Below are 17,386 nucleotides of genomic sequence, written 5' to 3'. Positions count from 1 at the left end.
CGCCGGCGTTTGAGGCGCGGGGTCTGGGGCGGAGCCCCAGCTGGGGGTCCCCCCGGACGGAGTCTGGGGGATGGTGGAAGGGCGGGTAGGGGACATGCCCCGCAGGGCCCGGCCGCCTGGCAGGCGGCCGGGCCCCTCGGGTGGCTACGCCCGCACCACCCGCTGCCGCCGGGACCGGCGCGCGGCCACCGCGCCGGCCGCGCCCAGGGCCAGAGCCAGGGCCGCGGCCCCGGCGCCGACCGGCAGTCCTCGCGTACCGCCGGACCCGGCCGCGGCTTCCGTGGGGGCGAAGCCGCCGGCCTTTCCGGACTTGGCGTAGGCGGACCCGGGGAGCTTGTCCCCGTACGCCTTCACGACCCGTGCCCGGTAGGCGGCGATGCTCATGCCCCGCTCGCCCACGGCGTCGATGGCGTCAGGATCCAGCGGCAGCACCCGCTCGCCGCCGGCCACGTACCAGGCGTCGATCTGCGGTTCGCGGAACACGGTCCCGCCGGGGAGTTTCGCCGCGCCGAGCCGTGCGTAGCGGAACTCGTCGTCGCCGGTGGCGATGTTCACCACCTGCCAGCCCGCTTCGGTCCGCGCGGTCCACAGGGCGGCCTGCTGTCCGTCCGAGGAGACGGCCTTGCTGGCGAGGAACTCCAGCCGGGCCACGCTCGCGCCCGCCTTCCCTGCGACGAACTCCGGCGAGAGGTGGTGCACGGGAACCGTCTCGCCCTCGATGCGGGGCTGCGCGGCGGCGAGGGAGACCTTGCCCTCCCGGGCGAAGAAGCGGGACAGGGTGGCGAGGGTGTCGGGGGCCGCCGCCCTTCGTCCCGCGGCGGCCAGGTTCTCGGCGGTGGCGTTCTGGGGCTGCGGAACGGGCGCCGCGGACGCCTGGGTGGGGGCCAGGGCCAGTACGGCGGCCGCGGCGACGGCCGCGGCGGCGAGGCGGGGATTCATGAGGTCACGGGGATTCATGAGGTCACGCCCCGATCCGGTAGAGCGAGTGGGTCCAGGAGAAGGTGCTGTTGTCCACGTACCAGGCGTGGGAGGCCCAGTTGTAGCGGTCGCTGGAGGGCCACGGGTCTCCCCAGTACACCCAGCTGTTCGCGGTGTCGTAGCCGTAGATCACGTGCATGTGGCCACCGCCGTTGGACCACTGGATGCGGGTCTCGACCGGGCGGTTGGCGTTGATCTCGGTCTGCACGGTGGAGTACTGGAGCCAGCCGTTCACGTAGGAGCCGGAGTTGATGCCGGCCCAGCGCAGGGCGGTCTGCACATTGCCGAGGGTGGCCTGGTTGTTGGGGCAGTCGTAGCCCTGCTGCCGGTTGAAGGCCGCGTTGCAGAACTGGTTCTGGGTGTAGCTGCGGCCGAACCAGGTGGCGATGGTGTTGCCGCCGGCGGCCCAGCACCAGTTGGTCTTCTGCTGGGCCTGCATGGTGATGTTCAGCCGCTTGGACGCCAGGGCCGAGCTCTCGCCGGGTACGGCGGCCATGTCGGGGGCGGCGGTCGTGGTGCCCGTACCGGCGGCGGCATCGGCGGCGGTGGCGGCAGCGGTGGGCAGGGCGAGGAGCAGGGCGGTGATGACGGCGGCGAGGGTGAGCCGCTGGTTTCTGTGGCGCATCGCGTTCCTCCCTATGGGGGGAGTGGGGGGTGGAGGAGCGCGTCCGGACGCTGTGGAGGAGCATCAGGGTGTTGTCGGGAACAGGTCAACACGCTTCAATACGGCGTGACATCGCGGTGTGAACGGTGGGGCCAGAGTGTGAACGTCCGCCGTCACCCCACCTGGACCCACCGGGACCCCGGGCGTCACCCGCCGGACCGCCCGCACCCCGTCGCGTGAACGTTCACAGGAGGAGCCGCCATGCGGTCGAGCGCGAACGGCACCTTCCCGGACAGCGCCCCTCCGGACAGCGCCCCTCGGGACGGCTTCCCTCCGGACCGCTCCCCTTCGGACCGCTCCCCTTCGGACCGCGCCCGCTCGGACCGCACCCGCTCGGAGAGCGCCCGGGAGCTGCCGCACCTGCTGCGCGTCGGCCCCTTCCACCTCGCGCTCCGCGCCGCCCTCACCTCCCGCGGCCTGCCCCTGCACCGGGTGCAGCACCGGCTCGCCGCCCGCGGCATCAAGCTCGGGGTGACCAGCCTCAGTTACTGGCAGCAGGGCGCCCGGCGGCCGGGCCGCCCCGAGTCCCTGAAGGCCGTACGGGCCCTGGAGCAGATCCTGGAACTGCCCGAGGGCGCCCTGCTGCGGCTGCTGGCCGCGCCGGATCCGGCCGCGCCCGCCGCGGCCCGGCCGCCCTCGCGTTCGTACCGGGCGCTGTTCAGCGTGGGCGCGGTCGTGGAGGAGCTGCTGGCCGGCATGGAACTGCCCGCCGACGGCGGCCTGCACACGGTCGGCCACCACGAGCGGGTGCGGATCGGTCCCGCCGGGGAGCTGCTCGGCCGCGAATCGCAGCACGTCGTACGGGCCCACCGCGACGGGGTCGACCGGTACATCGCGGTCCACCACGGCGACCCCGGCTGCGATCCGGAGCGGATCCGGGTCCGGGCCGACGAGAACTGCCGGACCGGGCGGATCCGCCGCCACCCCGAAGCGGAGCTGGTCGTCGCCGAGCTGCTCTTCGACGCCCGGCTGCGCGCCGGGGACACCTACGTCTTCGGCTACGGCTTCGAGGACGGCACCGCGGGCCGCAGCAGCGAGTACGTGCGGGGCTTCAGCTACACCGGCGGGCAGTACGTGCTCCAGGTCCGCTTCGACGAGGCCGCGCTGCCGGTGCGCTGGCGCCGCTTCACGCGCAGCGGGCCGGGCGCGCCGCGCGGGCGGCTCGCGGACCTGAACCCGAGCGGGCCGCACCGGGCCGTGCACCTGGTGGAGCAGGGGGTGCGGCGCGGGATCCTGGGGATCGGGTGGGACTGGGAATGAGTGGGCGGCGGCCGGTGGCCGCGGCGCCGGTCAGCCCGCGACGAGCTTGCCGCCCTCGACCTTCACCGGGACCTCCGGCAGCGGGTCGGTGGCCGGGCCGCGCAGCACCTTGCCCGTGGTCACGTCGAAGCGGCTGCCGTGGCAGGGGCAGTTGCCCACGCCCCCACCCTCGATGAGCTTGTCCAGGACGCAGCCGGAGTGGGTGCACTTGGCGCTGAAGGCCTTGTACTGGCCCGCCTCCGCGCAGCTGACCACGAGCTTCTGCTCCCGGAACAGCTTCGCGCCGCCGACCGGCACCTCCGCCGCCGCACCCAGCTCGACGGGCTCGGCGGGGACCGCCGGGGAGCCGTAGCCGCTGTTGGTCTCGGTGGAGCAGGCCGTGAGCGCAGCACCGCCGCCGACGGCTCCGACGATCGCGGCGGCGCCCTTGAGGACGGTACGGCGGGCGGCGGACTGCGAGGCGGACATGCGGTTCTCCCGGAGTGCGGTGGGTTGAGGATCAGGCCGGGCCGGGATCGGCCTGGCCGGGCCCGGGCGGGCCCACCCGACGATACCCGCGCCCGATGGGATACCTTCCCCCGCGTGATCGTCGTCGGTGGAGAAGCCCTGATCGACCTGGTGCCCGTCGCGCAGCCGCCGGGGGCCCTGCTGCCGCGGCCGGGCGGCGGACCGTACAACACCGCGCTCGCGCTGGGCCGGCTCGGCGTGCGGACCGCCTTCTGTTCCCGGATCTCGACGGACGGCTTCGGCGCCTCGCTGCTCGAGGGGCTGCGCGCGGCCGGGGTGGACCTCTCCCTGGTCCAGCGCGGACCGGAGCCGACCACGCTGGCCGTGCCCTCGCTGGCCCCGGACGGCTCGGCGGCGTACGGCTTCTACGTCGAGGGCACGGCCGACCGGCTGTTCCGGCTGCCGCCCGCGCTCCCCGAGGGGGTACGGGCCCTCGCGCTCGGCACCTGTTCGCTGGTGCTGGAGCCGGGGGCCAGTGCCTACGAGACCCTGCTGCGCCGGGAGTCCGGGCGCGGGCTGCTGACGCTGCTCGACCCCAACATCCGTCCGGCGCTGATCGCCGACCCGGCGGCCTACCGGGCCCGCTTCCTGTCCTGGCTGCCGCACGTCGGCGTGCTCAAGCTGTCGGAGGAGGACGCGGCGTGGCTGGGCGGCCGCGCCGGTGACTGGCTGGCGGCGGGACCCTCGGCGGTGGTGCTCACCCGGGGCTCCGGCGGCCTGACGGTGTGGACGCGGGAGGGAGCGGAGCACTCGGTGCCCGCACGCCGGGTCGCGGTGGTGGACACCATCGGCGCGGGCGACACCGTGAACGCAGCCCTGCTGCACCGGCTCGCGGGCGGCGCGGGGGGCCCGGGCCCGGTGGACTGGCCCGAGGTGCTCTCGTACGCCGCCGCGGCGGCCGCGCTGACCTGTACCCGGGCGGGCGCGGAGCCTCCGTACGCCCGCGAGCTCAGCGGAGCGCGGCCCACACCGTAGCGGCCACCGCAGGGGCGAACTCCTCGACCGGCGCGATCGTGTCGGGCCCGGAGAAGTGCAGGAAGAAGGCCCGCTGGAAGCAGGCGCCCAGCAGCAGCGCGGCGGCGGCGGCCGGGTCGGCGTCGGGGCGCAGCCTGCCGCGTTCGAGCTCGCGGAACAGATGACCGGTGAGGGCCTCCAGCACCACGTGCGGACCCGCGCCGATGCTCCGTACGCCTTCGCGGTGGCGGGTGAGCAGGACGGGATCGGCGAAGAGCGAGGCGGACATGGGCATCGCTTCGGCGTAGAAGAGCGAGGCGTACCGGGCGATCTCCGTCAGCCGCTCCTCGACCGGCTGCTCCCCCGGGTCGCCGGTCAGCGCCGCCATCATCGCGCCGGCGTTGGGGCGGCGCTCCATCAGCACGCGGACGAACAGCTCTTCCTTGTTCGCGAAGTACTTGTAGAGCGCGGCCTCCGAGCAGCCCGCCTCCCGGGCGATGGCCTTCGTGGTGGCGTTGGCCAGGCCGGTGGTGCGCATCAGGGTCTCGGCGGCATCGAGCAGGCGTTCCGGAGTGGACCGGCTTGACTTTGGGGTGAGCATTCACTCACCATAGCGGAAGCGGGGGTGAGTGAGCACTCACCCACCTCGTTTCGGTCATGCACCACACGTCATGCGCCATACGTCATGCGTCACATGAATACGGGAGCACAGCCACATGAAACTCACGGTGTTCGGAGCCACGGGCGGGGTCGGCCACGAGGTGGTCCGGCAGGCACTCGAAGCAGGTCACCAGGTGACGGCGGTCGTCCGCGACCCGGCGCGGCTGGACGTTCCGGCGCACGAACGGCTGCGGGTCGCGGTGGTGCGGGACCTGTCCGACGAGGACGCGCTCCTGTCGGTACTGGAGGGGCAGGAGGCGGTGGTCTCCGCGCTCGGCGCGGCGAGCAACAAGCAGGCCAGGCTCACCCCGATCGCGGGCCCGGCCCTGCGGTCGATCGTCTCCGCGATGGACCGGGCCGGGGTGAGCCGCCTGTCGGCGGTCAGTGCGGCGCCGGTGGCCCCGGACGGGCCGGAGGACGGCGCGCTCGTCCGGGTGGTGGTCTACCCGATCCTGCGCAGGGCCCTGCGGGACCTTTACGCGGACCTCGCGGTCATGGAGGAGGCGATCGCCGCCAGCCGTACGCAGTGGACGGTGATCCGGCCGCCGAGGCTGCTGAACCGGCCGTTCACGGGGACGTACCGGCGGGCGGTCGACGCCAACGTTCCCGGCGGCAAGGTGATCGGCCGGGCGGACGTCGCCGACGCCCTCCTGACCACCCTGTCCGACCCGTCGACGACAGGCCACGCCATCGGCGTAGCCGCGTAGCCGGTCCCGCTTCGCGGGGCTTGTCCCCTACCCACCCTTCCACCGTTCCCTGGGGCTCCGCCCCAGACCCCGCGCCTCAAACGCCGGCGAGGCTGAAATTGCGCACAGCGCAATTTCAGCCCGTCCGGCGTTTGAGGACCGGGTCCGGGCAGAGCCCGGTTTCGGGAAGGGGCGGGGTGGGAAAGGCCCCGCGCAGCGGCACCCGCACCCGGCAACGGACCCGCACCCACCCCCGGAGGGCTACGCCTTGCGGGCTCGCGCCGTCTTCTTCGCGGCAGCGGCAGGTGCCGCCGCCTTCTTCCGCGGCGCCGCCTTCTTCACCGGCCGGGCCGGCTCGGACGCCGCGTCGGAGATGCGGTCCGCGCCCAGGATGTCCCGCAGGAACTTGCCCGTGTGGCTCGCACCCACCGAGGCGACCTGCTCCGGCGTGCCCTCGGCGACGACCAGGCCGCCTCCGTACCCGCCCTCGGGGCCCATGTCCACGACCCAGTCCGCGGTCTTGACGACGTCGAGGTTGTGCTCGATGACGATGACCGTGTTGCCCTTGTCGACGAGCCCCGACAGCACCTTGATCAGCTTCGAGATGTCCTCGAAGTGCAGACCCGTCGTCGGCTCGTCCAGGACGTACACCGTCCGCCCCGTCGACCGCTTCTGGAGCTCCGAGGCCAGCTTCACGCGCTGCGCCTCGCCGCCCGAGAGCGTCGGCGCCGACTGGCCGAGGCGGACGTACCCGAGCCCCACCTCGTTCAGCGTCTTCAGGTGCCGCGAGATCGTGGGGACGGCCTCGAAGAAGCCCGCGGCCTCCTCGATCGGCATGTTCAGGACCTCGGCGATGGACTTGCCCTTGTAGTGGACCTCCAGCGTCTCCCGGTTGTACCGGTCGCCGTGGCAGACCTCGCACGGGACGTACACGTCCGGCAGGAAGTTCATCTCGATCTTGATCGTGCCGTCGCCGGAGCAGTTCTCGCACCGGCCGCCCTTCACGTTGAAGGAGAAGCGGCCCGGCAGATAGCCGCGCACCTTCGCCTCCATCGTCTCCGCGAAGAGCTTGCGAACGTGGTCGAAGACACCGGTGTAGGTGGCCGGGTTGGACCGGGGGGTCCGGCCGATCGGCGACTGGTCCACGTGCACGACCTTGTCGACGAGGTCGTCGCCGTCCACCCGGGTGTGCCGCCCCGGCACCGAGCGCGCGCCGTTGAGCTCGCGGGCGAGGTGCGTGTACAGGATGTCGTTGACCAGCGTCGACTTGCCGGAGCCCGATACGCCCGTCACCGCCGTGAGCACGCCCAGCGGGAAGGCCACGTCGATGTCCCGCAGGTTGTTCTCCTTGGCGCCGTGGACCGTGAGCTTGCGCGACGGGTCCACGGGACGGCGTACGTCCGGGAGCGGGATGGACCGCTTGCCGGACAGGTACTGACCGGTGATCGACTCGGGGTTCTTCAGCAGCTCCTTCAGCGAGCCGCTGTGCACGACCTTGCCGCCGTGCTCGCCGGCGCCCGGGCCGATGTCCACGACCCAGTCGGCCACCTTGATGGTGTCCTCGTCGTGCTCGACGACGATGAGCGTGTTGCCCATGTCCCGCAGCCGGACGAGGGTCTCGATCAGGCGGTGGTTGTCCCGCTGGTGCAGGCCGATGGAAGGCTCGTCCAGCACGTACAGCACGCCCACCAGGCCGGAGCCGATCTGCGTGGCGAGGCGGATGCGCTGGGCCTCGCCGCCCGACAGGGTGCCGGCGGCGCGGTTGAGCGAGAGGTAGTCCAGGCCGACGTCGACGAGGAAGCGCAGCCGCTCGTTGACCTCCTTGAGGACCCGCTCGGCGATCTTCTTGTCGCGGGCGTCGAGCTTGAGGCGCCCGAGGAAGTCCGCGCACTCGCTGATCGACATCGCGGCGACATCCGCGATCGAGCGGTCCATCACCGTCACCGCGAGCACGATCGGCTTGAGCCGGGTGCCCTGGCAGGTGGGACAGGGCACCTCGCGCATGTAGCCCTCGAAGCGCTCGCGGCTGGCGTCGCTCTCGGACTCCGAGTGGCGCCGCTTCACGAACGGCACCGCGCCCTCGAAGGCCGTGGTGTAGGCCCGCTCGCGCCCGTACCGGTTGCGGTAGCGGACCTCGATCTGCGTCTTGTGGCCGTACAGCAGGGCCTTCTTCGCCCGGAGCGGCAGCCCGGCCCACGCGATGTCGGTGCGGAAGCCGAGCTCCGTGGCGAGCGCGCCGACCAGCCGCTGGAAGTAGTCCTTGGTGTGGCCGAGCGACCACGGCGAGACCGCGCCCTCATCGAGGGACTTGTCCTCGTCGGGGACGATCAGCTCCGGGTCCACCTCCATGCGCGTACCGATGCCGGTGCACTCGGGGCAGGCGCCGAAGGGCGAGTTGAAGGAGAAGGAGCGCGGCTCCAGCTCCTCGAAGGAGAGGTCGTCGTACGGGCAGTAGAGGTGCTCGGAGTACATCCGCTCACGCTCGGGGTCGTCCTCCGCGAGGTCGACGAAGTCCAGGATCACCATGCCGCCCGACAGCCCGAGGGCGGTCTCCACGGAGTCCGTCAGCCGGCGCTTGGCGCTGTCCTTGACGGTGAGGCGGTCGATGACCACCTCGATGGTGTGCTTCTCCTGCTTCTTCAGCGTGGGCGGTTCGGAGAGCTGGATCGTCTCCCCGTCCACCCGGGCCCGGCTGTAGCCCTTGGTCTGGAGGTCGGCGAAGAGGTCGACGAACTCGCCCTTGCGCTCGCGCACCAGCGGCGAGAGCACCTGGAAGCGGCTGCCCTCGGGCAGCGCGAGCACCTTGTCGACGATCGCCTGCGGCGACTGCCGCGAGATCGGCCGGCTGCACTCGGGGCAGTGGGGCTTGCCGATGCGCGCGAAGAGCAGGCGGAGGTAGTCGTAGACCTCGGTGATGGTGCCGACGGTGGAGCGCGGATTGCGCGAGGTGGACTTCTGGTCGATGGAGACGGCCGGGGAGAGGCCCTCGATGAAGTCGACGTCGGGCTTGTCCATCTGCCCGAGGAACTGGCGGGCGTACGAGGAGAGCGACTCGACGTAGCGGCGCTGGCCCTCGGCGAAGATCGTGTCGAAGGCCAGGGAGGACTTGCCCGACCCCGAGAGTCCGGTGAAGACGATGAGCGAGTCGCGCGGCAGGTCAAGAGAAACGTTCTTGAGGTTGTGCTCGCGAGCGCCACGAACGATGAGACGGTCGGTCACGCCGGTCCGCACCTTTCTTGAGAGAGCGGGGGCACTGGCCCCCGTCCCAGGGTATTGGGGGGCGCCTCTGCGGTGGAGTGGGAAGACTGGACTCCGAGCGTATAGCACGTGCATTCGATTTTCGGCACTACGCCGACCGCTTCACCCGATCGTGTGGCGGAGGCCCTGCCACCACTAGGCTCGGCCGCATGATTGACCATGCGCATGACCTGCGATCCGTACGTGAGGCCACGGACCGGCTGCTGACCGCGGCCGCGAAGCTGGACAACGCCGCCCTGGCCGAAGAGTCACATCTCCCCGGCTGGACGCGTGGCCACATCCTGGCCCACCTCGCCCGCAACGCCGACGCCCTGGTGAACGTCTTCGAGGGCCGCCCGATGTACGAGAGCGGCGCCGCCCGCGAGGCGGACATCGAGCGCGACTTCGGCCGACCCCTTCTGGAACAGCTCGAAGACGTCCGGCATTCCGCGGATCGCTGGCAGGCCGTCGCCGAGCGCCCGCAGGACTGGACCCGCACCGTGGAGCTCCGCAACGGGGTCACCGACACGGCGGCCCGGGTGCCCTTCCGGCGCCTGATCGAGGTCGAGCTGCACCACGTCGACCTGAACATCGGCTACGAGCTCTCCGACCTGCCGGAGGAGTTCACCGGCCGGGAGATCGAGTTCCTGGCCGACCGCTGGTCGGGACGCCCGGACGTGCCGCCCACCGCCCTGTCCGCCGCCGACGGACGCCACTGGCGCACCGGCTCCGCCGGCGACCCGGCCGTCACCGTCACCGGCACCGCCGCCGCGCTCCTGGGCTGGCTGGCCGGCCGCGCGGACAAGGGAGCCTCCCTGACCACCGAGGGCGGACCCCTGCCGGCCCTCCCGCCGCTCTAGGATCGGTCCATGACGTACAGCGGAGCGGTCAAGGTCGGCGGTCCGGCCGACGTGCACGAACTCTCGGACCTGATGATTTCCAAAGTCGCGGTGGGCGGGATGAACAACAACGCCTACCTGCTGCGCTGCCGGGCCACCGACGAGCAGCTGCTCATCGACGCGGCCGCGGAGCCGCAGACCCTGCTGAGCCTGATCGGCGACGGCGGCATCGCCTCCGTGGTCACCACCCACCAGCACGGCGACCACTGGGGCGCGCTGGCGGACGTGGTCGGAGCGACCGGCGCGCGGACGTACGCGGGCCGCTACGACGCGGAGGGCATCCCGGTCCCGACCGACGTGCCCGTCGAGGACGGCGACACGATCACGGTCGGCCGGGTCACGCTGACCGCCCGCCACCTTGTCGGCCACACCCCCGGCTCGATCGCGCTGGTCTACGACGACCCGCACGGACACCCGCACGTGTTCACCGGCGACTGCCTCTTCCCCGGCGGCGTCGGCAACACCTGGGGCGACCCGAAGGCCTTCGCCCAGCTCGTCGACGACGTGGAGCACAAGCTCTTCGAGCGGCTGCCGGACGAGACCTGGGTCTACCCCGGCCACGGCAACGACACCACGCTCGGCGCCGAGCGGCCCCACCTGACCGAATGGCGCGAGCGCGGCTGGTAGCGGGCGGCGAAGGGGGCGCCGGCCCGTCAACCTCACGCCGGACCGCACTCCCTTCCGGTCATTGATGGCCGAACGCACGTCCTGAGGGGGCGGGGCAGGGTAATTGCTGCACCATGCAACAGGACCCCTCTCCCGCTCCCCTCCCCCAGGCCAAGGCCGTCCCGGCCGCCGCCGCCCCGTCCCGCTCCTCCGCCTCCCCCTCGATGCTCCGGCTCGCCACGGCCTCCCTCGTCGGCACCGCCATCGAGTTCTACGACTTCTTCGTCTACGGCACCGCCGCCGCCCTGGTGCTCGGGCCGCTGTTCTTCCCCTCGTTCTCCCCGCTCGCCGGGACCCTCGCCGCCTTCGGCACCTTCGGCGTCGGCTTCCTCGCCCGCCCCCTCGGCTCCGCCGTCTTCGGCCACATCGGCGACCGGTACGGCCGCCGCCCGGTCCTGCTCGCCTCCCTGCTGCTCACCGGCCTGGCCACGGTGGCGGTGGGCTGCGTGCCCTCGTACGCCTCCATCGGGATGGCCGCGCCGATCCTGCTGGTCCTGCTGCGCTTCCTCCAGGGCCTCGGCCTCGGCGGCGAGTGGGGCGGCGCGGTGCTGCTGACCTCGGAGCACGCACCCGAGGGGCGGCGCGGACTGTGGTCGAGCTTCCCGCAGATGGGCCCGGCGGTGGGGTTCCTGCTGGCCAACGGCCTGATGCTGACCCTGTCGAGCACGCTGTCCGACGGGCAGTTCGCCGCCTGGGGCTGGCGGGTGCCGTTCTGGGTGGCGGGGCTGCTGGCCCTGACCGGGCTGTGGCTGCGCCGCTCGGTGGAGGAGACCCCGCAGTTCCGTGCCCTGGCCGAGACCGGCCACCGGGCCGAAGCTCCCCTGGCCGAGGTCCTACGGGGCCACTGGCGCCTGCTCCTGCTGACCGGCGGGGCCCTGGCCGTGGGCTACGCCGTCTTCTACGCGGTCACCACCTGGTCCCTCGCGTACGCCACCGAGCACCTCGGTGTGCACCGCTCCGTCATGCTGGCCTGCATCATGGTGGCCGTCGCCCTCAAGGGGGTAGCCACCCCGGTGATCGCGGTGCTCGGCGACCGCTACGGCCGACGCCCGCTGTGCCTGGCGGGCTGCGCCGCGTCCGCGCTGTGGATGTTCCCGTTCGTGGCGCTGCTGCGCACCGCGGACCCGCTGCTGATGACGGTGGGCCTGTTCGGCGCCCTGCTCGGCATGGTGACGATGTTCGCGGTGGTGGGCGCCTACCTGCCGGAGCTGTACGCCCCGCGGATCCGCTGCACGGGCGCGGCCGTGGGCTACAACCTCGGCGGGGTGCTGGGTGGTGCGCTGACCCCGATCGTGGCGACGGCGCTGGCTGACGGCTCCGGCCCGCCGTGGGCCGTGGCCGTGTACCTGACGGCGATCGCCCTGGTCTCGCTGGCCTGTTTCGCGCTGCTGCCGGAGACCAACCCGGTGGTCGTACGGCAGCGGACGGGCGCGGACGCGGAGAAGGGGGCGGCCGAAGCGGCCGCCCCCGTGTAGCCGCGGGGCTCGGATCCGGTCAGTCCTTCTGGGGCACGGTCGGCTTGTGTCCCGGGTACACGTGGCCGGGGGTCACGATGCTGGTGACGGCCTCCCCGAAGAGGGTGCTGGGCTCCTGGCCCTTGTACAGGTCGTCGGTGTTGAGGACGACGACCATGGTGGCCTGCTCCTGCGGCAGGTAGACGGTCAGCGTCTCGTACCCGGGCAGCGAGCCGTTGTGGCCGATCCAGCCCTGGACGTTGAAGATGCCGAGCCCGTAGCCCGCGCCGGGGATGATGCCGATCGGCTGGGTCTTCAGCCGCTCGGCCTGGGTCTCGGGGGTCAGCAGGGTGCCGGTGGCGAGGGTCTTCGCCCAGCTGCGCAGGTCCTCCAGGTCGGAGACCATCGCTCCGGCGGCCCAGGCCCAGGACGGGTCGAAGTCGGTCGCGTCCACGATCTTCCCGCCGGGCAGGTCGTTGGTGTAGCCGTGTGCGTGCGGCTCGGGGAACTCCTTGCCGACGGGGAAGAGCGTGCGGCCGCTCAGCCCGGCGGGCTTCACCACGTCCTGCCCGATGACCTCGTGGATCGGCCGGCCGGTGATCTTCTCCACCAGCAGGCCGAGCAGGATCAGGTTGGTGTTGGAGTACTCGAACTTCGCGCCCGGCTCGAAGTTCACCGGATGCTTGAAGGAGATGTCGAGCAGCTGCTGCGGCGTGAAGGTGGAGGTGCCGCTGAGCTCCTTGTCGAAGCCCGGGTCCTCGCTGTAGTTGAAGAGCCCGCTGCGCATGCCCGCGAGTTCGCGCAGGGTGATGCGGTCCCCGTTCGGGACGCCGCTGATGTACTTGCCGATCGGGTCGTCCAGGGCGAGCTTGCCCTGGTCGACCAGCTGGAGGAGGGCGGTGACCGTGAACGTCTTGGTCTCGCTGCCGATCCGGACCCCGAGACCGGGCTTCATCGGCTCGCCGGTCGCCTTGTCGGCCACACCGAAGGACTTCACGTAGCTGCCCTTGCCGGGGGCCCACAGGCCCACGGTCACGCCCGGCACCTGAGCCTGCTCCATGACCTGGCGGACGGCCGTGTCCAGTCGGGCCGCGACGGCGGGGGTGAGCTGTGGGAACTCCGTATCGGCGTCCGGGGACGGGGCCGCGGACACGGACCGCGCCGGGGCGGTGGCCCCGTACGCGGTGCCCGCGACGACCGGCACCAGGAGTGCGCCGGCGGCCGAGACGGCCACGCAGGCCCTGCGCATACGCATACGGGTCGCCCTCATCGCAGGGCCTCCTGTCGCACGACGGCCAAGGCAGCATCCTCAGCCTAGGCCCGGGCCACCCCGGTCGCGCGGCGACCGGGGTGGGCCCGGATCAGGCGTCGATGCGCTCCGGGCCGGCGGCGGCCTCGGCGGCCTCGGCTTCGGACTGCTTCTTCGAGGCGATCAGGCTGGTGATCGTGGTGATCACCAGGACACCGCAGATGACGCCCAGGGAGACCGGGATGGAGATCTGCGGGACGTGCAGGCCCGACTCGTGCAGGGCGTGCAGCACGAGCTTGATGCCGATGAAGCCGAGGATGACGGAGAGGCCGTAGCTGAGGTGGACCAGCTTCTTGAGCAGGCCGCCGATGAGGAAGTACAGCTGGCGCAGACCCATCAGCGCGAAGGCGTTCGCGGTGAAGACGATGTACGGGTCCTGGGTGAGGCCGAAGATCGCGGGGATCGAGTCCAGGGCGAACAGCACGTCGGTGGTGCCGATGGCGAGCATGACGACCATCAGCGGGGTCAGGACGCGCTTGCCGTTGCTCTGGATGAAGAGCTTCGTGCCGTGGTAGCGGTCGGCGACGCCGAACTTCTTCTCGATGGACTTGAGGAGACGGTTCTCCTCGAACTCCTCTTCCTCCTCGTCCTTGCGGGCTTCCTGGATCAGCTTCCACGCGGTGTAGATGAGGAACGCGCCGAAGATGTAGAAGACCCACGAGAAGTTGGTGATGATCGCGGCACCGGCGGCGATGAAGATGGCGCGCAGGACCAGGGCGATCAGCACGCCGATCAGCAGCACGCGCTGCTGGAGCTGTGAGGGGACCGCGAACTTCGCCATGATCAGGACGAAGACGAAGAGGTTGTCCACGCTCAGGGACTTCTCGGTGATGAAGCCGGCGAAGAACTCCTGCGAGGCATGGCCGTGGCCGAACACCAGCAGGCCGATGCCGAAGAGCACCGCGAGGGCGATCCAGACGACCGTCCAGATGCCCGCTTCCTTCATGGAGACGTCGTGCGGTTTGCGGCCGATGAAGAAATCGGCGCCGATGAGGATGCTCAGACCAAGAATGGTCAGCACCCAGAGGGTCAACGAAACGTCCACAATTAACACGCCTCCGGCAGATGGCTCAGAACTTTGTCAGCGTCATCGCTGCCGGAGGTCTCTTCCACCCGGACGGCCAGGAGGCCACGGGCCGGCGCCCCGGGACCGATTGCAGTCCGTATTGACGGGCACGCCGTAGCAGGAAAGCAGGAATACTCCCCTCCGCGCTCACCAGGGTACCCGTCGTAGGCACTTTAGGTAAAGGGGACCCCAAGAACTGGTCAGTGGCCGGTCATCGAGGCCGGGCGGCGGACCGCCCGGCCGCCGCTACCGCGCGCCGCCCCGGGCCGCCGCGACCCGCTCCAGCGCCTGGTCGAGGACCCGGCTGCCCTGCGGGGGCAGATCCGGCTCGAAGATCCAGGCGTGGTGGACCCAGGGGTCGGCGAGGTGGTTGTCCGGTACGGGCGACAGCCGCATCAGCGAGCGCCACAGCGGGTCCAGCAGCGGCCCGTAGGCCGAGGCCTCGTCACGGTCCGCGACCATCAGGAGGTGCACGCCGACCGCCGGGCCCTCGTCGGCGAGGTAGCGCAAACGGGTGACGGCGCGGTCGTCGAAGCCGTGCGGGAAGTCGTGCACGATCAGCAGCTGGTCGGAGGTGTCCACATCGGGCGGCAGGTCCTCGGGAGCACCGGCCCGCACCGCCATCTGTACGAGGTCCACCCGGCGGGTCAGCCGCTCCAGGGTCTCGGTGACCCCCGCGGCCCCGGCGGCGGGCGCCCCGGCCAGCACTCCGGCGCGCACCAGCGGTGCCAGCGAGGCGGCTCCGGCTCCGGCCGCGTCGATGACGTGGACGGCGAACCGGTCGGCGGGGTGGGCAGCCAGCATCCGCGCCGCGTGCGCGACGGCCATGTCCATGGCGGCCCGGCGCAGCCGGTCGGTGTCCATCGCCATGGCCGCCTCGGAGCCGGTACGGCCGTTGTCTATCCACAGCCCGCGCTCCAGCGGGACCCGGACCAGCATGGGGATGCGCAGGTCGGGCCGCTCGGGCAGGTGGAGGTCGCCCAGGCGCAGGGCGAGGGGGGCCTCGGCGGGCACGGAGTGCGCCTGCCAGACCGGATCGTCCCAGCGCGCGTACGCGGCGGGCAGCGCGGGCTCGACCACCTCGGACTCGGCGGTGAGCTGGACCAGGTCCCGGTCGAGGACTTCCTGCGCCCGCGCGACCAGTTCCTCGCGGCGGGCCCGGGCGGCGTCCCGCGCGGCGTTGCCGGAGCCGCCGAGCCGGTGGCGGGGGTCGGACAGCGCCTCGTCGAGCTCGCGGTCCATCCGGGAGTCGGCGAACTCGACGGCGCCGCGGTAGGCGGCGACGGCGCGGGCCAGGTCCTCGAACATGCCCCAGACCTGGTTGTAGAGCCGCTCCTCCATGGACCAGCCGCTCGCGTCCCCGGCGACGGGGCGGGGCGCCTCGCCCGGCCCCGTCGGCGCGGCCGGGCGCGGCGCGGGCTCGGGCGGCTCGGTGCTGGTGCGGCGGCGCGGGTGGGCGTAGCTGATGGTGGGCGGGCCGCCCGCGGTGTCGGCGCCCTGAGCGGGCACGGGGCCCGGGGTACCGGCGTACGGGGCTCCGGAGGCCGGGACGACCGGCTCCGGGGGCGTGGGGGCGGACGGTGCGGGCGGAACGTCCTGCGGGGCCGGGGCCGGGGCCGGAGCCGAGGCCGGCGCCGGAGCCGGAGCCGGGTCGGGAGCCCGGAGCCCGCGCGGGACGGTCGGGGCCGGACCGCCGGGACGGGCGGCCAGGGTGATGTCCCCGGCCGGCGCCGCGCCCAGGGCGGCGGCGGCCAGTTCGGCCGCGGCCGGGGCGGGCAGCCCGGCGTCGGCCAGGAGCGCGCCGAGGCCGGCGGCGTACCCCTGGCCGACGGCGCGCACCTTCCAGGCGCCCTGGCGCCGGTACAGCTCAAGGGCCACGACGGCGGTCTCCGTCTCCAGTCCGGTCAGTGTGTACCCGGCGAGCTCCGCGCCCTCCGGGTCGGCCACGGACACGTAGGAGGCGGGGACCGCGCCGAAGTGCCCCGGTCCGCCGGGCGGCAGGACCAGGACGAAGCCGACCCGGTGGACGGCCGGTGCGACCGCGTCGAGGTCGACCGCTATGCGGTGCTGCCCGGAGGCCGCCCCGGGCACTTCCAGCCCGGGGAGGGTGCGGGCGCCCGGGTGGGCGACCGCACCGGGGCCGGCGAGCCGGCCCGCGTCGTCGCCGAGCTGGGCCAGGGCGAGCACGGGTGTGCCCGCCGAGACCCTGACCTCCACCCGGCTCCGGGACAAGGGGTGGTTCTGCCCCCGGACCAGTTCGGCCGTCATCGTGCAGCCCCTCCCCCGTACCCGTTCTTCCGCCGGGCCCTCGATCGTGCCCGGTCGTGCCGTGCTGTGCTGCGGTGCTGCTCTGCGGTGCTGCTGTGCTGCCGTGCTCTGACGAGCCGCCGGTCCTGCTTACAGGTGCGGCAGGATCGACGGCATCAGGTCCTGGAAGGTACGGCCGTTGGCCGGGTTCCCGAGGGCCGTCATCTGCCAGCCGGTGCCGACGCGCGACACCTTCGCCATGATCTGAGCGGTGTACTGGCCGCCACCGTCCAGCGTGTAGCGGGCCAGCTCCTGGCCGTTGGTCTCGTCGACGATGCGGCAGAAGGCGTTCTCCACCTCCTGGAACGTCTGGCCGGTGAAGGAGTTCACCGTGAAGACGATCTGGTCGATGTGCACCGGCACGCGCTGCAGGTCGACGAGGATCGACTCGTCGTCCCCGCCCTGGCCGACGCCGCCGACGAGGTTGTCACCGGTGTGCTTGACCGAGCCGTCGTCGCTCTGCAGGTGCCGGAAGAAGACCACGTCCACGGGCTGCTTGTCGGCGAAGAGCACCGCCGACGCGTCGAGGTCGATCTCCCGGGTCCGCGAGCCGAACAGCCCCCGGCGCTTGGCCGCCTGCCAGCCGAGGCCCATCCGGACCGCGGTCAGCGTGCCTCCGTCCGCCTTCTGCAGATTGATGGCCTGACCCTTGGTCATGTTGACCGTCACGCGCTGTCCCCTCTCCATAGCCCTCCCCCGATGGGGGTGCGCAGCGTGTACCTGCGGCTGGTGCCAACCC

15 protein-coding genes are annotated in these 17,386 nt (G+C 72.3%); 6 read left to right on the top strand and 9 right to left on the bottom strand.

All coding sequences use genetic code 11. The features are described 5' to 3' along the window. Window positions 1-144: 144 nt before the first annotated feature. Window positions 145-957 (bottom strand): hypothetical protein, encoded by an 813-nt coding sequence (locus MTF69_RS26210; protein ID WP_243338351.1) that lies wholly within the window; start codon window positions 955-957, stop codon window positions 145-147. Window positions 958-961: 4 nt separating this feature from the next. After that, window positions 962-1,603 (bottom strand): papain-like cysteine protease family protein, encoded by a 642-nt coding sequence (locus MTF69_RS26205; protein ID WP_243338350.1) that lies wholly within the window; start codon window positions 1,601-1,603, stop codon window positions 962-964. Between the two features lie 240 nt (window positions 1,604-1,843). On the opposite strand from MTF69_RS26205, the gene MTF69_RS26200 reads away from it, so the two are divergent. Next, the gene (locus MTF69_RS26200) at window positions 1,844-2,902 is read left to right on the top strand and encodes a hypothetical protein (protein WP_243338349.1); all 1,059 of its coding nucleotides are present in this window, start codon (window positions 1,844-1,846) and stop codon (window positions 2,900-2,902) included. A gap of 30 nt (window positions 2,903-2,932) precedes the next feature. Here the strand turns inward: MTF69_RS26200 and MTF69_RS26195 are convergent, their stop codons facing one another. Further along, entirely contained in the window at window positions 2,933-3,370 is a 438-nt protein-coding gene (locus MTF69_RS26195; RefSeq protein WP_243338348.1) for a Rieske (2Fe-2S) protein, read from the bottom strand. A gap of 114 nt (window positions 3,371-3,484) precedes the next feature. Here MTF69_RS26195 and MTF69_RS26190 point away from each other — a divergent pair, with 114 nt between their 5' ends. Beyond that, the gene (locus tag MTF69_RS26190; RefSeq protein WP_243338347.1) at window positions 3,485-4,384 is read left to right on the top strand and encodes a carbohydrate kinase; all 900 of its coding nucleotides are present in this window, start codon (window positions 3,485-3,487) and stop codon (window positions 4,382-4,384) included. Here MTF69_RS26190 and MTF69_RS26185 read toward each other — a convergent pair. After that, entirely contained in the window at window positions 4,359-4,964 is a 606-nt protein-coding gene (locus MTF69_RS26185) for a TetR/AcrR family transcriptional regulator (protein WP_243338346.1), read from the bottom strand. The genes MTF69_RS26190 and MTF69_RS26185 overlap by 26 nt on opposite strands. A gap of 115 nt (window positions 4,965-5,079) precedes the next feature. Between MTF69_RS26185 and MTF69_RS26180 the strand changes: the two genes are divergently transcribed. Further along, window positions 5,080-5,730: an NAD(P)-dependent oxidoreductase gene (locus MTF69_RS26180; protein ID WP_243338345.1), complete on the top strand. Its 651-nt coding sequence runs from the start codon at window positions 5,080-5,082 to the stop codon at window positions 5,728-5,730. 240 nt (window positions 5,731-5,970) lie between these two features. On the opposite strand, the gene uvrA is transcribed toward MTF69_RS26180, so the two are convergent. Continuing rightward, window positions 5,971-8,940 (bottom strand): excinuclease ABC subunit UvrA, encoded by a 2,970-nt coding sequence (uvrA, locus tag MTF69_RS26175; RefSeq protein WP_374323842.1) that lies wholly within the window; start codon window positions 8,938-8,940, stop codon window positions 5,971-5,973. A 176-nt stretch (window positions 8,941-9,116) separates the two neighbouring features. Between uvrA and MTF69_RS26170 the strand changes: the two genes are divergently transcribed. From MTF69_RS26170 to MTF69_RS26160, 3 genes are all read left to right on the top strand, one after another. After that, window positions 9,117-9,806 (top strand): maleylpyruvate isomerase family mycothiol-dependent enzyme, encoded by a 690-nt coding sequence (locus MTF69_RS26170; RefSeq protein ID WP_243338341.1) that lies wholly within the window; start codon window positions 9,117-9,119, stop codon window positions 9,804-9,806. 9 nt (window positions 9,807-9,815) lie between these two features. After that, a complete protein-coding gene (locus MTF69_RS26165) occupies window positions 9,816-10,472 on the top strand; it encodes an MBL fold metallo-hydrolase (protein WP_243338340.1) in 657 nt (218 codons plus the stop codon). Window positions 10,473-10,675: 203 nt separating this feature from the next. Continuing rightward, on the top strand, window positions 10,676-11,986 hold the full coding sequence (locus MTF69_RS26160; protein ID WP_243338592.1) for an MFS transporter: 1,311 nt from the start codon (window positions 10,676-10,678) through the stop codon (window positions 11,984-11,986). 19 nt (window positions 11,987-12,005) lie between these two features. Here MTF69_RS26160 and MTF69_RS26155 read toward each other — a convergent pair whose 3' ends face one another. From MTF69_RS26155 to MTF69_RS26140, 4 genes are all read right to left on the bottom strand, one after another. After that, entirely contained in the window at window positions 12,006-13,235 is a 1,230-nt protein-coding gene (locus tag MTF69_RS26155) for a serine hydrolase (RefSeq protein WP_243338331.1), read from the bottom strand. Window positions 13,236-13,326: 91 nt separating this feature from the next. Continuing rightward, window positions 13,327-14,319, bottom strand: coding sequence for a TerC family protein (locus tag MTF69_RS26150; RefSeq protein ID WP_243338328.1), 993 nt, complete (start codon window positions 14,317-14,319; stop codon window positions 13,327-13,329). 267 nt (window positions 14,320-14,586) lie between these two features. Beyond that, complete coding sequence (locus tag MTF69_RS26145) at window positions 14,587-16,608, bottom strand: TerD family protein (RefSeq protein WP_243338326.1); 2,022 nt, start codon at window positions 16,606-16,608, stop codon at window positions 14,587-14,589. Window positions 16,609-16,737: 129 nt separating this feature from the next. Further along, window positions 16,738-17,316: a TerD family protein gene (locus MTF69_RS26140; RefSeq protein ID WP_243338324.1), complete on the bottom strand. Its 579-nt coding sequence runs from the start codon at window positions 17,314-17,316 to the stop codon at window positions 16,738-16,740. Window positions 17,317-17,386 lie beyond the last annotated feature (70 nt).

It is taken from the genome of Streptomyces sp. AP-93, assembly GCF_022808175.1.
In the GTDB taxonomy this organism is placed as follows: Bacteria; Actinomycetota; Actinomycetes; order Streptomycetales; family Streptomycetaceae; genus Streptomyces.
The sequence above is the reverse complement of the archived record's forward strand: the minus strand, read 5'-3'. Positions and strand labels throughout refer to the sequence as shown.

Excerpts from the sequence above, each read along its gene's own strand:
- MTF69_RS26210 (WP_243338351.1), bottom strand. The coding sequence starts at position 957 with ATGAATCCCCGTGACCTCATGAATCCCCGCCTCGCCGCCGCGGCCGTC.
- MTF69_RS26205 (WP_243338350.1), bottom strand. The coding sequence starts at position 1,603 with ATGCGCCACAGAAACCAGCGGCTCACCCTCGCCGCCGTCATCACCGCC.
- MTF69_RS26200 (WP_243338349.1), top strand. The coding sequence starts at position 1,844 with ATGCGGTCGAGCGCGAACGGCACCTTCCCGGACAGCGCCCCTCCGGAC.
- MTF69_RS26195 (WP_243338348.1), bottom strand. The coding sequence starts at position 3,370 with ATGTCCGCCTCGCAGTCCGCCGCCCGCCGTACCGTCCTCAAGGGCGCC.
- MTF69_RS26185 (WP_243338346.1), bottom strand. The coding sequence starts at position 4,964 with ATGCTCACCCCAAAGTCAAGCCGGTCCACTCCGGAACGCCTGCTCGAT.
- MTF69_RS26180 (WP_243338345.1), top strand. The coding sequence starts at position 5,080 with ATGAAACTCACGGTGTTCGGAGCCACGGGCGGGGTCGGCCACGAGGTG.
- MTF69_RS26170 (WP_243338341.1), top strand. The coding sequence starts at position 9,117 with ATGATTGACCATGCGCATGACCTGCGATCCGTACGTGAGGCCACGGAC.
- MTF69_RS26165 (WP_243338340.1), top strand. The coding sequence starts at position 9,816 with ATGACGTACAGCGGAGCGGTCAAGGTCGGCGGTCCGGCCGACGTGCAC.
- MTF69_RS26160 (WP_243338592.1), top strand. The coding sequence starts at position 10,676 with ATGCTCCGGCTCGCCACGGCCTCCCTCGTCGGCACCGCCATCGAGTTC.
- MTF69_RS26155 (WP_243338331.1), bottom strand. The coding sequence starts at position 13,235 with ATGAGGGCGACCCGTATGCGTATGCGCAGGGCCTGCGTGGCCGTCTCG.
- MTF69_RS26145 (WP_243338326.1), bottom strand. The coding sequence starts at position 16,608 with ATGACGGCCGAACTGGTCCGGGGGCAGAACCACCCCTTGTCCCGGAGC.